Here is a 16,031-nt window from a genome sequence, read left to right on the forward strand (position 1 = left end):
GTGGCCGGTTCCGACCCGCCACACTTTGTCGCTTTTTTCACGAATCGCTCTGAGGGCTCGTGCGCTCCATCACATTTGTGGGCGGGTTACTTCGCCTCGGATCGAGGCGCGTTGAGGGCCTTCGCGTCGCGTACCAGTTTCTGGAACTCCTGGTCCTTCCGGATCGCGTCGAGGTCCGAATCGGTGTCGACGAAGTCGAGCGCGTACCCGGTCTTGATGCCGTCCCAGATCAGGTTCAGGGCCGCGCGCTTGTCCTCGGGGTTGGTCTTGGCGGTCAGGGCGTAAATACACCCGACCTGGTACAAGTTGGTGGCACGGGTGTCGCGTCGGACCGCCTCCTGCGCGTCACGCAGGGCTTCGACACGCTTCCCGGCGCGAGCGAGCAGCACCCCGCGCCCGGCGCGAGCTGCAACGTAGTCCGGGTGCAACTCGATTGCGCGGTTCAGGGCCGCGAGTGCGTCGTCGGGGCGCTGGAGGTGCTCGGAAAGCAGGTGTGCTTTCAGTTCCAGGGCGAACACCGACCACGGGTTGGCTTTCAGTGCCTCGTCGACGTCGGCGAGCGCGGCCTTCGGGTCTTGGGAAAATTGGAGCAGGTTTTCGGCTCGGGCGACCCAACTCATCTCATCCGCCGGAGTCACTTTGAACCCGGCCTCGCGGTCCGCCTTCGCGCCTTCGAGGTCGTTCTTGAGGAACTTCGTGGTGGCTCGTTTGAAGTACGCCCGCGCCGGTGCGATACCGGTCGCGAGTGCCCGGGTGTAGTCTTCGATCGCGCCCGGAGCGTCGCCGGTCGCTTCGCGGAGCTGGCCGCGCTGGACGTATGCCTCGGCCAGTTTCGGGTCGAGTTTCAGCGCCCGGTCGTAGTCCTCACGCGCTTCGGGGTAGACCCGCATGCGGTAGAACGCGAACGCGCGGTTCATCCACGCCGGGGCGAAGTCCGGGCGGAGCGAAACGCACGCGCTGTAGCACATCACGGCTTGATCGTCTTGTTCGAGCGCGAGGTGCGAGGTTCCGCGCAGGAACCACGCCGAGAAGTTCTCGGGATCGAGCTGCGTCGCGCGCCGCAGGTGCCGGAGCGCGGCCCGGTGGTGCCCGTCGCGCGTCAACTGGCTCCCGGCGAGGTACAGGTCCCGCGGCAATTCCAGCGGTGTGAGTTCGGACTCGGCCCGGAGCCGCTCGACCTCGGCCCGGCTCCCGTTGAGGTCCGCCACGCGCGCCCGCTGCTCGCGGACCGCTCGGGGCAACCGATCGTTCCCGTAGCGCTCGGCGAATTCGTTCCACTTGGTCGCGCGCCCGATGTGGGCCGCGCGCTCCTGCTCATCGGTGGTGCCCGCGGCTTTCAGCAGCGCGACTTGAGCCATGAGGAAGAACGTCTCGCCGACGTCCCCTCGCACGCGCTCGCGATCGGACTCCGGCAGGTACTGCACGATCGGGGTGGACTGCCACGCATCGGCCCCGGTGTCTTCGGGAATGCCGTAGCCGGTGAGCACGGCGCGCAGTTTTCCCAGCCCCTCGTCGAGCCGCGAACTGGACCGCGTGCGGTCGTCGAGGAACGTCTGGGCGTCGCGGAACGCGGTCTGGTGGTCGGCGAACCGTCCGCGTGCTTCGAGGTCGCGGGTGCGCTCGCGGGTGTACGCCGCGGCCCCGACCGTGCCGGTCAGGAGGAATATCGCGAGGGCGGCGACGACTCCGGACGACGCGAGCCGCGGGTGCCGCCGCGCCCACTTACGAGCGCGCTCGCGCACGGACCGGTCCGGGGCGAACTTCAATCGCTTGTTGGCGAGGTGTCGGTCGATGTCTTCGCGTAGATCCTCCGCACGCTGATACCGGTCTTCCGGCTTCGGCGCGAGGCACTTACGAATAATGGCATCCGCACCCGGTGAAACGGCCGGGTTCATCGCGCGAGGGGAGGGCGGGGTCGCCCGGTCCTCGATCATTTGCGGAACAGTAAGACGCGGCGACCCGCGCCGGACCGGGAACGGGTGCCGCCCGGTGAGCAACTCGAACAGGATGACGCCCAGCCCGTACAGGTCGCACCGGCCGTCGAGTACGCCCGACGCGGAGCGGAACGCCTGCATGTGTTCCGGAGCCATGTACGGCAGCGTGCCGCCGATCATTGCCCGCTCCGCCGAGCCGCGGAGCTTCATGTCTTCGGCGAGGTTGAAGTCGAGGAGCATCGGGCGCCCCTCGTCCGTGAGCAGCACGTTCGCGGGCTTCAGGTCGCGGTGCAGGATCCCACGGTTGTGTGCGTGTGCAAGCCCGTCCGCGAGTTGCCCGCCGAGCGCGAGTACGGCATCGACATACGGCAACCCGTCCAGGCGCGCCCAACCCTCCGGGGCCTCGGCCGGGAGCGGCGGTTCCGCGTCGGGTGCGACCGCGGACGCGACATCGGATGGCGGGAGTGCCACCTCGGAACCGGTCCCCGAAGCGTGACCGGCGTTCGTTTTAACGGAGGTTTCGAGGTTCCCGCGAGTCAGTGTGCTCCGAAGTTCGCGCCCGGATTTCGGAACGTTCGGGCGCGAACTCAGGTGCTGCACCACTTGTGCGAGCGTGGTGCCGCCCAGGAACGGCATGCACACGGCCTGGAACGGCCCGGCCTTGTGGTACGAGTAGATGGGTACGATGCTCGGGTGCTGGAGCTGCGCGAGCGTGTTCGACTCGCCCGCCAGCCCGCTCGCGACCTTGAGCGCCACGAACCGCCCGGCGAGATCGCCCTGGCGCGCGAGGTACACGCGCCCGAACGCCCCGCGCCCGAGTTCCTTGGTCAGGTGGAACCCGACGAACTCCGTGCCCGGGTCCGGCAGCGACGCCGTAGCTTCTTGCCACTCCGAAAGTTCTTCCGCCTCGGACAGCACCCGCGCCCGGGCCGTCTGACGCGGCGGGTTCCCGTTGTTGCGGTGCTGCGTGTGCCGCATTTCCGGAACGGCCGCGGTACGGGCGTCGTCGCGTGGCGGGGGTGTGAGATCGGGGAGGGCGTTCGTGCGCGCGATCTCTTCGTCCGGTCCGGGAGCAAAAGACGATCCCGGGCCGAAGGAACCCCAATCGGACGTGTTCACGCCGTACTTGTTCCGGTACTCGTCCGGGTGAACCGAATCGCCGGCCCGGAGCCGCTGGCGGTACTCCTCGAACGCGACCGCGGCGAGCAGCACCGAGTTCGTGAGCACGGCGGGGAAGCGCGAGGTGTAATCGGCCACGCGCTTGCGCCGGCCGCGGGTCCAGGCGTGTTCCAGGTCGATGCGGACCAACTCGCCCAGCACGGCGGGGTAGAGCGGGTGCCCGGGGGCCGGGAGGTAGAGCGCGAAATCGGCCCCGGGATCGGTCTCCAGGGCCGCCTCGAACGCATCGACTCGGTGGGCGAGTTCGGCGGACATGGACGGGACGGCTGCGGCGGTGGGCGCGTTCACAACAGCTCCGGCGGGGGATGGATCAGGCGCGCGACAGTCGCGCGCGGAAGTCTTGGAGGACGCGCTCAACGGTGCGGCGCGAGCGCCCGGTTTCCCGCGCGATCTCGCCGACCTCGTAGCCCTCGGTGCGCAAGCGGATGATGGCGCGGTTCGATTCGGGGAGCGCGGCCAGTTGCTCGTCCATCACCATCCGCAGGAACGCGGCGGCGGAATCGTCGGCGGCCAGTGCGGGGTGGGAGTCGAGGTCCGGAACGGACGCGGTGTGGCGCACCGCGCGCTTGTTGGCCTGGTGGTGCCCCACGAGCGCGCGCACCTTGTTCACGGCCAGCACCATCAGCAGCCCCCACAGTTCCCCCTCGGGGGGCACCTCGTAGGCCCGGTGCCGGGCGCCGTGGAAGAACGCGCGGAACACGGACTGGATCACGTCGTCCGCGTCGAACCGGCCGGCAAAATTGGGGGTGCAGTACTGGCGCGCGAGTGCGCGGAGGCGGTGCGCGTAGCGCGAATAGATGTCCGTGGCCGCGGCCTCGTCGCCGGACTGGTACCGCTGCAGCAGCGCCGCATCGGTGCCGGTAGCGCCCGCGGCGGGGCGGTCGGGCAGAGCGGGCATCGGGCGATCTCCTATCGGGCGCTTTTCGGTGGGACCACGGACCCAGCGCGTTCTAGTCGTCCACCGTGAACCGTAGGGCGCGGATATGTCCGCGCGCACGGATTTTGCGGAATGTCGGAATTCCGCCAGGATGATAGATCGCACCTGAATTGAGGTTCTTTACGAACCGCGTCGCCTCGGAAGTGAAGAAATCACGCACGGCATGATTAAATGCGAGAACTGGAGATGCGCCTGTAACGAATGTGCCGACGGGCCGTTCGCACCATATTGGCGAACGGCCGGTGTGAGCATGAAGGATCAGAGTGAATGGCTGGTAAGAGAAGAGTTTTGGACAGGATTAACAGGATCGGCCGGATTCAAAACGGATTCGCATCGCGTCTTCTCTTAATCTTGTTGATCCTGTCAAAGTCATTTGTTGATCTCACCGGCCGGCTCACACCGGCCGTTCGCCAAGAGGCGCCGAGCGAACTGTGTGGCATCTCCCCGCACAATTACCGCGCGGCCAGCGCCTTGATGTGGTCCCACTTCGCGCCGAGGACGGACTTGCTGTCGCAGTTCAGCCAGTCGTCGAGCAGCGTCGCGTACAGGCTGCGGAAGTCGGTGTGGTACTTTAGGTCGTCGGAATCGAGGTCGGACAGGCTCGGGTGCTTGCCCACCACGCCGCCCTTCACACCTCCGCCGGCCAAAAGTACGCACGAGGCCGCGCCGTGGTCGGTCCCGCGGCTGCCGTTCTCGGTCACCCGGCGCCCGAACTCCGAGAACGTCAGCACCCGCACGCGGCTGTCGTTCCCGGTGTCTTTCAGCTCACGGAAGAACTCGCCGATGCCCGTTGCGAGCTGCGTGAGGAGCTGCTGGTGCGCGGGCGCTTGATCGGCGTGCGTGTCGAACCCGTCCAGGCTCACGTAGAAAATGCGTGTTCCGAACCCGCGTGCGATTAGTCCCGCAATGAGCTGGAACTTCTGTTGCAGCCCGCCGCCGAACCCGCGGATCGCACGCGGACCTTCGAGCAACTCGCGCAGGTTCTCGACCGCGGTGAGCGTTTGCACCTGGCGCCGCTGAACGAACGCGAGCGGATCATCGTCGTCCGTGCTCGTCGCGGGAGTCGTTACGGCTTCGAGCAACTTTCGCCGCGAATCCTTGCGGTCCCCGTTACCGAGTTCGAGCCGGAACGAGTTCTGGTCGCCCACGCTCACGGCCCCGCGCCCTTGGGCGCCGGTCGCGGCGAGCGGCGCCTTGCCCGTCCCCACGTGGAGAATTGGCACCCCGCCGGACCGGTTCTCCATCTCGCCCGACGCGCGCCCGAGCCAGCCGGTCGTGGCCGCGCGCTTCGGGTCTGCGGTGTGCCAGATGTCCATCGCTTCAAAGTGCGAGCGGTCCGGGTTCGGGTACCCGACGCCCTGAACCACCGCGAGGTTCCCGGCTTCCCAGAGGGGCCGGAGCGCCTGCATCCCCGAGTGAAGCCCGACGTGGTCGTCCAGTACGACCACCTGCTGCTTGGTCTGGCGCAGCGTGGGGCGCGCCTTGTGGTACAGGTCGTCGGCGTAGGGGATGACGGTGTTGAGGCCGTCGTTCCCCCCGGTCATTTCGACCACCACGAGAATCGTGTCTTTTCCGGGTGCGGCCGCGCGCGCGGTCTGCGCGACGAATTGCGGCACCGCGGACCCGAGTGCCAGGAGCGACGACCCGCGCACCGCGCGCGTCAGGAACTGCCGACGGTTGAACATGGGTTTCTCCGGTCGTGCGGGTCGTGCCCGCGGTGTTCCAGGCGAGTATGAAGCACCACCGTCAAATGACGGCGTTTTAGCTCGTGGCACAGGCCTCTGGCCTGTGTGAGCGCCTCCACAGGCCAGAGGCCTGTGCCACCGAACCAAGAACCACAAATCACCAATCCAATACAGTCACAACGGCTCGTAATCAGACCGCGATCAGGCCAATTGAGCTTCCGGCATCGTCAGAATCGCGTGCGCGGCTTCGCGCGCCCGGTGCGCGAGGAGCAGGCCCGTTGGTTTGTCTTCGTCGACGAACGCCACGAGTTTCTCGCGCGCTTCCGCACGCACCCCACCGGGCGCGTATACGTCGATGAGTGCGTCCACCACGGCCTCGGAAGTGGTCGCGTGCGCGTCTTCGATTGCGCGGGCCGGGTCGAGCGCTTTCGGGGGCGGTAGGTCGCTCGACACCACGAACAGGGACATTTCCGGCGGCGGTGCCCACACCGTTCCCGACATGAGTTCCGCCGCGAAGTTGTTCCGTTCGAGTACGGTCGCGGTGTTCAACCACGTCCGGCCGCCCGGCCAGCCCTTCACGTTCGGCGGAGCGAAAAGTGACTGCCCCATGCCGTTTAACCATTTGATAAGTGACTGGTGCGAGATCACCTTGTAGTGCGGGTCGTCCTCGTCGAAGCGCCGGTACGTCGCCAGGACCGCGCCGAGCGCGTACTCGATCGGGCTCTTGATCCGCTTGCGGTAGGCGTGCTCGGAATAGAAGTGGCGCGATGCCAGCATCGTCTTCACGAGCGCTGCGACGTCGTACTCGCTCTTGCGGAACGACTCGCAGAGCGGATCCAGGAGTGCTTGTGGCGGTGTGATCTCGCTGACGAAGAACGTGTACAGTTTGCGCACCAGGAACCGCGCCGCGGCCGGCTGTTCGAGCACGATCTTCACGACGTCGTCGCCGCGCCAGGGACCGGTCTTGCCGAGAACGGTCTTGTCGCCGAAGTCGTACTGGGCCTCGTTGAACTCGAAGCCCGTGCCGTTGGTGTGCCAGCCGGTGAACGCGCGCGCCGCTTCGCGCACGTCCTTTTCTGTGTAATTGCCCACACCGAGGCTGAACAGTTCCATCAACTCGCGGGCATAGTTCTCGTTCGGCTTGGCCTTCACGTTGCTGTTCGAGTCGAGCCACACGAGCATCGCCCCGTCGCGCGTGACGGCGTGCAGCAGCGGGCCGAAGTGCGCCAGCGCGTGCGTGCGGAAGAGACAGTTCTGGCGGAACATCAGGTTCGGGTCGCGCACCTTCACGAGACTCGTGGCGAAGTGGTTGTGCCAGAACAGCGTCATCTTCTCGCGCAGCGGGTGCCCGCCTTGCAACATGCAGTACAGCCACCACCCGCGGAGCTGTGTGCCGTCCCCGTCGCGCGTGGCCGCGACCTTCCCCACGTCCGTGAGCGTGGGTACCATTTCCGCCGCGTTGGACTGCCCGGCGAGGAGCAGGTCCAGCGTCTTGATCGGCCCGGCTTTTACGGCTTGGTCGAGGTCCGCTGTACTCGCGCCGAACGCGGCCCGACGATAGAGGTGCGCGGCCCATTTGCGGTCCCACGGATCGGCCGCGGTCGGCACCCACGGCTTCCACACCTCAACGGGATCGAGCTTGTCCAGCGGGAGCGGAGCGGGCATGACCGACCTCCTGCATTTAGTTCCAGAGTTCCAGAGTTCCAGAGTTCCAGATTCTGCTGTCCCACGTTTCAGCTTCAGCGCGTGCGTATTTTCAACTTGGAACTGCTGGAACTTGAAACTTGGAACTTCACTTTTTCTGAACAATCACTTCGTAACTAAGGGCGTGCCCATCACGCTTTGGCGCCGATCCGCGCAGCTTGGCGACACCGCCCTCAAGCACGTAAGCGAAGGGCTTGCCCGTGAACGGGTCCACCGGGAGTGGAACGCCCGCGTCGTCGAGTTTGTTGGGTAACTTCCCGTCGTGGGCCGCCGCGAACATGCGGAGCGCTTCCACGTGTCGCAGCAGCGCAACCCGTTGCTCGAACCGGGCCTGCGCGCGGCGCGTGTCCGCGATTCGCGGGACCAGATCGGTGAACAGCCCGTCCGCTGCGTGCTTCTCGCGCGGGATCGCGTCCATCTCCCACGCCTTCACACCGAGTAGACGAATCTCCTCGTCGCGACGAACCTCGTAATCGCGCTTGTCGTCCAGCAACACAACGTGGACCGGATCGAACCCCTCGACCGCGTTCTTACCCAGCCCCGATTCGATGAGTCGGCGCCGCGCGTCTCGGACCCCGGTCGCGTCCTTGGCCCGCGCCGCCAGCGCCGCCCGCAGGTTTCGCGGGGGCAACCCGGCCTGCTCGCGAATGTACCCCGCACGCCCGGATAGCCGGCTCACCAAGTCCTCGACTTCGGTGTCGGCCAGCACGGAGTTATCGCGGAACGCACGTAGCTCCGTATCCACCAGAGCGCGATCACCCTGCACGCCCTTGCGCAGTTCCACGAGCGGGCACGGCAAATCGGTCAGCGCCCAGTATAAGTTGGGGCAGCCCGGTTGTTGAATCATTTCCCAGAGTGTGTCCAGAGTCATATCGGCGATCGTAAGACCGATACGGTTCGCGGCTGTGGTCGGGTAGTCGCTCAGGTGTCGAGCGAGCGCGAACATGGTCTTCGCGGTCCGAATCGCGTCGTCGTATTCCCCGCGTGCCACTTCCACGCGGAACCGGATCTGGAGCGAAGCGGCAAGCAGGTGCAACGGTGCGAGTTCGGGCAGTCGCAGATCCGGCCCTTCGGCTTGAATGCGGTCGAGCACCTGCCAGTCGACCGTATCGAGTCGGGCGCCCCAATCCGTCTGCGTGAGTGCGGACCCGCCATAGTTGCTCAGCGGCTCACTCGCGAGTTCCTTCAGCGTCATCCCCTGGTAGCGCACGCGCTGGGCGGTGCCCTCCTTACTAAAGAAGAATGACCGCTGCTCCATGAAGGACCGCAGGTACCACTGCGCCGCGTTCCCGGCTTTTAGCTCGCGGATCTCGGGCAAGAACTGGTACTTGAGCGCGGGCTTCGGCGCGGCCATCGGTTGCACGGTCACGCGCACGGTCGGCGCCGCGACGGGAGCGGCCACGGCCGCAGCAGCCAGGAGAATGGCAGTCATCGCGAGCGGGTTCCTACGGGTTGAATGCGGGTCGCGCTAAAGAGAATGTGGACCAATGCCGCCGATCACTTGCGAATGATGATCTCGTAGTGCATGTGGTAAACGGCGTTTGTCTCACCGGCCTTCGGCGGGCTGCCGCGCAGGTGGCCCACGCCATCAACCAGTTCGTAGCGGAACGGCTTGCCCGAGAACGGGTCGACCGGCAGCGGGACCGCAACCTCGGACAGTTTCTGCGGCAGTTTGCCTTCGTGATCGGCCGCGTGCAGGCGCAGTGCCTCCACGTGACGCAGCAGCGCCAACCGCTGTTCCAGGCGCCCCTGCGCCCGGCGCACGCTGTAGAGCGAAGACAGGAACGAACTAAAGAGCGGCGTTTCTTTGGGGACGGGAACCTTGTCGATGTACGCGAGCGCTTCCCAGGTCGGCAGGGGGGCGTACTTCATCGTCTCGTCGCGCTGGATCTCGTAGTCCAGTTTCGCTTCCAGGAGCAGCACCTGGTACGGCGAGAAGAGCGCGAGTCGGTCCGCACGAAGCCCGTGCTCCTGGAGCCGCGCCCGGGCCGCTACGAGGTTCTTTTCGTCCTTCGCCCGCTCCGCGAGCCACTCGCCGGTCTTTTTCTCGTTCCTCTGAATTTCGCGAACCCGATCGAGGTGCGTCATGAGCTTCCGGAGCTGCGCTGCGGTCATTGGGTTCGTGTCGTCCAGTTCACGCAGTTCCGTCCCGACGAACACGCGCTCGCCCTCCAAGCCCTTATCAAGGGGGACGAACGGGTGCGGCAGTGCGGTGAGCGCCCAGTACAAGTTGGGGCACCCGGGCTGCCCGATCATCTCCTCCAGCGGGGCAATCGCAACGGTGGCGATCGCGACGGCGACCAGCCCGCCGATGAGCGTGGGGTGCTCCCCCATGTGCCGGGCGAGCGCGAACATGGTCTTCGCGGTCACGATGGCGTCGTCGAACCGGCGGAGCGCGACCTCGTCACGGAACCGGCCGTTGAGTTCGTTCGCCAGTTGCCGCATCTTCTGAACGTCCGGGAGCAGCAGGCTCACGCCGTCGGTTTTCAGCTTGGGCAGGATCTGCCAGTCGGGTTTGTCCATCCGGGCGGCGCGGTCCACCTGCTTGAGCGCGAGCCGGCTGAGCGGTGCGTCGGTTCCCTTTGACTCCTGATCCAGGACGCACTTCAGATAGTTCGGAATCGGGTTGCCCTGTGTCATCTCTCCGATTTCGGGCAACAGCAAATATTTGAGCGCCGGTTTTGGTGCCCGGGTCGCGTCGACCGTGAGTCGGATGAGCGTTTCCGGTTGCGGTTGCGGGGGCGCGCCCGACCCAACGGCCGACGCGATCACAACCGCGCACGAGACGAGCATTTCGGTCACAGCGAGTCTCCACCGACCGGCCGGTGCGGAATCGCGCCCGGTTGAAATTTCCGCGGCCGTCACCGCCAGAGACGACACCGGTCCCGAAGAATTCCACGAAAATGGAGAACTTGCGGGGGAACGAGTTTCTCATCCCCCGCAAAAGCGTCCTACGCTCGGGTCACGGGTGCCCGTGCAGAAGTGTGGCCCGGCGAAAAGTGACGGCTTTTTCGACAACAAATCTGTACCATTCGCCCCGTCGATACATCCAGATTCCCAATTCCGGGCCGCTCTGGTAGCATACTTCTACACGTCGTCCAAACTCGCAAGTGCGCCCAGGCACCGCAGTGACGCGGGAGTGCCGAATGCCCGTTTCGTATGTCTGTCCAAGCCCAAACTGTGGGGCGTCCCTCCGGACGCCCCTGCGGGTACCGAGCGGCCGAGCCGTGACGTGCCCGAAGTGCGGGTTCCGGTTCGTTGCCAGTTCGTCCCACCCCGGTGCGACCCCGTTCCGCCCCGCGCCGACCAGCTACCCCGGTGGGGCGCCGGACACCCGCGCGCAAGACAGCGCGGACCGCGCGCGCCTCGGGACCGGAGTCCAGGTCGTGGAACCGATCCGCCTCGTGTTCGAGAACGGCGACCCGATTCCGGGGCTGTCGAGCTGGGTGCTCGAGCGCCAGATCGGGGTCGGGGGGTTCGGCGAGGTGTGGCTCGTGCGCCACGAGTGGAAGGCCGTGCGCCGCGCGGTCAAGTTCTTCACGCACCCGGACGCGCGCCACCGGCTCGTGACGCACGAGAAGAAGGTGCTCGTGCGCGTGATGAAGCACGCGGGCGACCACCCGAACATCGTCCCGCTCGTGGAGTGCAACCTCGACGGCGAGGTGCCGTGGCTCATGTACGAGTACGTGCCCGGGGGCACGCTCGCCGACGCGGTGCGCGAGTGGAACACCCGGTCGCAGCCCAAGCGCATCCGCCGCGCGGTCCGCGCGCTGCTCTCGATCGGGGCCGCGATCGCGCACTGCCACCAACTCGCGACCCCGATCGTTCACCGCGACCTGAAGCCCGCGAACGTGCTCCGAGACGAAACGGGCGCGCTGCGGGTGACGGACTTCGGGATCGGCGGCACCGCGGTCGCGCACCTGATCGACGGCCAGACCCACGGGCTGATGACCAACAGCGGCCGCGTGCCGACGCTGCTCCGCTCCGCCGGGAGCTTCGGCTACGCCAGCCCGCAGCAGCGCAACGGCGACTCGCCCGACCCGCGCGACGACGTGTACGCGCTCGGGGTGCTCGGGTTCCAGATGCTCCTGGGCGACCTGACCCTCTGGCCCGGTCCCGACATGGCCGACGACCTGCGCGGCCTCGGGCTTCCTCGAAGCCTCGTGTCGCTCCTGGTCCACAGCGTCGCGCACAACCCGTCCCGGCGCCCGGCCGACGCGAACGAGTGGCGGCTCGCTCTGGAGGCGCTCACGACGCGCAGTTCGCCCGACCCCGACACGGCGTCCTCGTCCGCGACCCCGACCAGCATCACCCCGCCCCCGAAGCGCCCGCAGAGCGACGTCGGCTGAAACGCGCTCGCGTGCGGGACTCGGTCGAGTGCCTGACGGGTCGTGGTGTGTTTCAAGTGGCCGGTCGGCAAGCCGGTCGGTGCTTTAGGCGAACGGCCGGCTTATACCGGCCGGTGAAATCGCAGATCACACAAGAACTTTTGACAGGATTAACAGGATCAACACGATCCAGAATTAATGCACGCGCGGGACCGTAATCGAAATTTGATCCCGGTCCCATATTGTTTTGTTAGTAGCTTCGGTTCTTACCGATTCCAATCGATCTAGGGCGCCAGACGTTCGCGCACCCACCCGGTCGCGGTGTGCCGGAACACGACGCGGTCGTGTAGTCGGCTCGGGCGCCCCTGCCAGAATTCGATCGCCGTGGGGAGCACGCGGTACCCGCCCCAGTTCGGCGGGCGCGGCGGGTTCCCGTCCGGGAACTTTGCCATCAGTTCGGTGTGTGCTTTCTCCAGCACCTCGCGCCCGGCGATCACGGCACTTTGGGGAGACGCCCATGCCCCGAGCCGGCTCCCGAGCGGGCGCTTCACATAATACTCGTCGGATTCCGCCGCGGTCACCACTTCGACCGTGCCCTCCACGCGGACCTGGCGCTCGAGTGGGTGCCACAGGAACACCAGCGCGACGCGCGGGTTCGCCGCCATCTCGTTTCCCTTGCGGCTGTCGTAGTTCGTGAAGAACGTGAACCCGCGGTCGTCGAGAGCCTTGAGCAGCACCGCGCGCGCGGACGGGTGCCCGTCGGGGGTGCTGGTCGCGAGGATCATCGCGTTGGGGTCGGTCATCTCAGTCGCGACCGCCTGCGCGAACCAGCGGTGGAACAGTGCGAACGGGTCGCTCCCCGCGTCCGCCTCCGACAGCCCGCCGGCGGAATACTCTTTGCGCAAATCGGCTAGTGAAGGCACGTGTACTTTGGCTCCGTTCGAGTGGCGAGCGCCGAACAGTTGCGCCCGACGATATTGTACGCGCAGAGCCAACCCGCCGTCGGCTCCGAGCCTCGTCACCAATCAGTGGATGCCAGTGCGTCGTCGCCCGAGGTGCGCGACAACCTCCGAACGCGCACGTCGTGCCACAGGAACAGGGCCACGACGATGAGACCAATAACCGCGCCGCCGGTAACGCCCTGCGTGAGCCCCTGTCCGACACCGACGCTCACCGGATCGAACCACGGTTCATTGCCGTGGTGAAACACGCTGCGGTAGTAGCCCGGTGCGAAGGAACCGAGTGCCCACCCGATACCGCCCCCGATGCCGGCAAACAGCGCGGTACACACGCCGATCGTGACAATCGCCGCTCGAATCGTCATATATCAGCCGCCCTGATCGGTGTAATGGTGTTCAACATTCTTCGTACCGCACGGTGGGCCACGCGAAGGCACGCGCGTTCTGGCGCCCGCGGTGTTTATTCCTTTTCAAGCACCAGGTCGACGACCCAGCACCCGCGGACGTGCGAACCAGGACCGCGGCAGTGATTCAGGATGTCGGTGTTCTCGCAGCCCGCGTCTTGCAGTGCGTCGGCCAGAATGGGCATCGCGCTGAAGTCACGCGACTCGTACATCTGAGCCGCCAGCGCGACCGCGGTGGAGGTGCGCCACGAAGGGGAGAAGGTTATGGGACGAAAGGGATTGCCGAGAACTTCACGCGCGTAGCAACACCAAGTTCGTCTCTCCTTTTGGACCTGCACCTGCCCCTCAGTTCCATCGCCGAGCACACGGTCCACGATTTCGGAGCTGATTTTCAAAACCCGCCGCCAGCCTTGCTGCTCGGGCTTCGGCGGCTGAAAAAATAGGTGTAAAGGGTCCGGCTCTACACAACACGTCGTGTAGAGAGCTGCAATGTGAGTGTTGAAGTCACCGGCGGCCTGAGCCTCATCGTAAAGGTTAAACCCGGTCTCCCAGACCTCCTCCGCCTCGGGCGGTTGATTTCCCTCGTCGGCCCAGAGTTCGCCGGTATCGATCATTTTCCAGTAGCGCTCGTCCTTGATCTTCTTCCCCATGTCTCTGCAAATCGCACACGCCAAAAGCCGGCTCTTGCGCTCGCTCAGTTTCGCCTTGAGTAACTCCGACATCAACTCCGGTTCCGCACACTTCAACCACTGCTTTTCGGTCATCGGGCACCCTCTGGAGTCACATCTTCCATGACCGATTACGACACCGGGGCCAAGCGTTACCGAAGTGGACGTTCTGTTCTGGGGCAAATTACTGTGGCTGTTTGAGTGCCATCCGGCGCAACGCGGAGCTGTTCGATGGCTTCGAGCCGGTCCCCGGGCACTGTGCCCGGGACCGCGGGGCGGAGAAGGGGAGTGGGCATCACGTTCGGCCTGTGAGAAGACTCACCGCCCGTGTGGGCAGATTCGTCGAGCCGATGTGAGATTAACGACAGGCGGTGATTCGTGCAACCCGGTAGCCCGGTCGTTGCACTGATTGCAGTAAGATTTCAGTGCTCAAGGTAACAGTTTGTCGACCGGTTTGCCGGGCGAGGGTGATTTCGGTGCCGGTGTCCCGGCCGGCGTGTCGGATTTCGGCGCCGGTGTGCCCGCCCCGCCGCCCCCGCGGACGCGATCGATCGTGCCCGATGGCTTTTCCAGGTCGACGATCACTTCCTGGCCCCAGACGCTTTCGCCGGCGTTCGCGGCCTTGTCCACTGCCCGGGCACGAACGTAGAACTTCCACAGTTTCTCGTCCGGTACCTCCCAGGCGTAGCGCCCGGTTGTGGCCGTGAGGTCGTTGTCGAGCCGGTACTTGATCTCGTTCCACTTGGTCGCCTCTCTGTCGGACGACCACTCCAGGTTCACGGGCCGCGGCATCAGGTTCGAGTCGGTCGCGCGCCAGGTGATCTCGACGATCGGCCCTTTAACTCCGCCCGGCTTCACCTGCACGCTGGTGATCTCCACCTGCGGTTTTGTGGTGTCCACGACCACCAGCATCATCGGCGGTTCGTCCTTCTTGGGGTCGTCGGCCTTTTTGCCCGCTCCGCTCTCCGGGATGATGTAGAACCCGTAAATGCCCTCGTTGGGTGCATTGTACGACAGCGTGATTAAGTGCGGTTCCTTGCCGCCGGGCATCAGATTCTCCGGCTGCTTCTTCACGAACTCCCAGGGGCTCCGGTCCTTCTGCACGAACAGGTGCGCGGCCCGGACCCCCGAGCGCCCCATGTGCTGCACGGTGTAATCGAAATTGAAATCGAGCGTGTTCACGTAGTCGATGCGCGATTCGGGCATCGGCGGCGCCGGGTCACCGCTCCACGCCGGTCCCTTCGGCAGACCAACCGGCGTGCCCGATTCCGCGGGCACGCGGACGACCGGTGAGACGCCCTCGTGCCCGGCCCGGTCGCGGGCCTTCACGCGCACGTCGAGTGCCTCCCCCGACTTGAACTTCCACCCGTAAGTGCCGCTCGTCGAGAACGGGCGGTCCACCACATTCTTCACGTTCGTCCACTCGTTAGTTGCGGGCCACTTGCACTGAACGGTGACGCCCGCGGGGTCGATGTTCTCGTCGGTGGCGCTCCATTCGACTCCGTTGCCCGACGGCGCGATTCGCACACGCGGGGCCGTCGTATCGACAATGATCCGCAGTTCCGGGGCGAGCGCGTCGGTCGCGGGCTTGACCTTCCCGTCGGCGTACACGTGCTGCACGGTGAACTCGTAATCGCCGTCGCGAGGGGCCTCGAAGATGATGCCCTTCTTCCCGCTGTCGATTTCGTCCAGCCGATCGATTGGCAGTTTCGGTCCCTTCTGGAACGGGCCGCGCTTCAGGGAGTAGTAGAGCTGAAGGTGTGTGGGCTTGTTTTCGAGCCCCCCGAGTTTCTCAACGCCGACCGGGATGCCGAGTTTGCGGTGCGGCCAGTAGTGCGCCTGGAGCCCGTCGAACGGACCGCGCCCGTCCTGGGGCCGTGCGGCCGGAGTCAGCGCGAGGGCCGCACCCAACCCGATAACAATGATCAGGGCGTGTTTCGGGCGCACGGTCGGACCTCCTTTCGCGGTGCGCCGGCACTGTGCACCACACAGAAGATCGACCCGGAGGGATAAGCGGCTTGAGCGAAAGGGAGCGAACTTGGGGGAAATGAGGAACGGGAAGCAAGGAGAGGGGTCAGAGGGATATGTGGTATTACGCGGGTGAATTGCCGCGTTGAGAGTACGTGCTACTGTTCGTGGCACAGGCCTCTGGCCTGTGGAGGCGCTCCACAGGCCAGAGGCCTGTGCCACCGAACCAAGAACCACGAGCACCATTCAACGCAGCAAATTGAGA

11 protein-coding genes are annotated in these 16,031 nt (G+C 65.7%); 1 reads left to right on the forward strand and 10 read right to left on the reverse strand.

The window, feature by feature from the left end; genetic code table 11:
- Positions 1 to 86 precede the first annotated feature (86 nt).
- The 6 genes from VT84_RS09680 to VT84_RS09705 form a co-directional block, all read right to left on the reverse strand.
- A complete protein-coding gene (locus VT84_RS09680) occupies positions 87 to 3,401 on the reverse strand; it encodes a protein kinase domain-containing protein (RefSeq protein ID WP_082839383.1) in 3,315 nt (1,104 codons plus the stop codon).
- 22 nt (positions 3,402 to 3,423) lie between these two features.
- Complete coding sequence (locus tag VT84_RS09685) at positions 3,424 to 4,011, reverse strand: RNA polymerase sigma factor (RefSeq protein ID WP_082839384.1); 588 nt, start codon at positions 4,009 to 4,011, stop codon at positions 3,424 to 3,426.
- Between the two features lie 491 nt (positions 4,012 to 4,502).
- Positions 4,503 to 5,735: a DUF1501 domain-containing protein gene (locus VT84_RS09690; RefSeq protein ID WP_082839385.1), complete on the reverse strand. Its 1,233-nt coding sequence runs from the start codon at positions 5,733 to 5,735 to the stop codon at positions 4,503 to 4,505.
- A 201-nt stretch (positions 5,736 to 5,936) separates the two neighbouring features.
- Complete coding sequence (locus VT84_RS09695; protein ID WP_082839386.1) at positions 5,937 to 7,400, reverse strand: DUF1800 family protein; 1,464 nt, start codon at positions 7,398 to 7,400, stop codon at positions 5,937 to 5,939.
- Positions 7,401 to 7,527: 127 nt separating this feature from the next.
- Positions 7,528 to 8,871, reverse strand: coding sequence for a hypothetical protein (locus VT84_RS09700; protein ID WP_082839387.1), 1,344 nt, complete (start codon positions 8,869 to 8,871; stop codon positions 7,528 to 7,530).
- Positions 8,872 to 8,936: 65 nt separating this feature from the next.
- Entirely contained in the window at positions 8,937 to 10,241 is a 1,305-nt protein-coding gene (locus tag VT84_RS09705; RefSeq protein ID WP_157469370.1) for a hypothetical protein, read from the reverse strand.
- 425 nt (positions 10,242 to 10,666) lie between these two features.
- On the opposite strand from VT84_RS09705, the gene VT84_RS09710 reads away from it, so the two are divergent.
- Positions 10,667 to 11,788: a serine/threonine protein kinase gene (locus VT84_RS09710; RefSeq protein ID WP_239465759.1), complete on the forward strand. Its 1,122-nt coding sequence runs from the start codon at positions 10,667 to 10,669 to the stop codon at positions 11,786 to 11,788.
- Between the two features lie 263 nt (positions 11,789 to 12,051).
- Here VT84_RS09710 and pdxH read toward each other — a convergent pair whose 3' ends face one another.
- The 4 genes from pdxH to VT84_RS09730 form a co-directional block, all read right to left on the reverse strand.
- On the reverse strand, positions 12,052 to 12,690 hold the full coding sequence (pdxH, locus tag VT84_RS09715) for a pyridoxamine 5'-phosphate oxidase (protein WP_052560004.1): 639 nt from the start codon (positions 12,688 to 12,690) through the stop codon (positions 12,052 to 12,054).
- 95 nt (positions 12,691 to 12,785) lie between these two features.
- A complete protein-coding gene (locus VT84_RS09720; RefSeq protein ID WP_082839390.1) occupies positions 12,786 to 13,091 on the reverse strand; it encodes a hypothetical protein in 306 nt (101 codons plus the stop codon).
- Positions 13,092 to 13,186: 95 nt separating this feature from the next.
- Positions 13,187 to 13,894 carry a hypothetical protein gene (locus VT84_RS40675; RefSeq protein ID WP_239465760.1) on the reverse strand — a complete coding sequence of 236 codons (708 nt, stop codon included), beginning with the start codon at positions 13,892 to 13,894 and terminating at the stop codon, positions 13,187 to 13,189.
- A 333-nt stretch (positions 13,895 to 14,227) separates the two neighbouring features.
- Positions 14,228 to 15,745 (reverse strand): hypothetical protein, encoded by a 1,518-nt coding sequence (locus VT84_RS09730; RefSeq protein ID WP_082839391.1) that lies wholly within the window; start codon positions 15,743 to 15,745, stop codon positions 14,228 to 14,230.
- Positions 15,746 to 16,031: the final 286 nt, after the last annotated feature.

The sequence above is a fragment of the Gemmata sp. SH-PL17 genome (assembly GCF_001610855.1).
Lineage (GTDB): Bacteria > Planctomycetota > Planctomycetia > Gemmatales > Gemmataceae > Gemmata > Gemmata massiliana.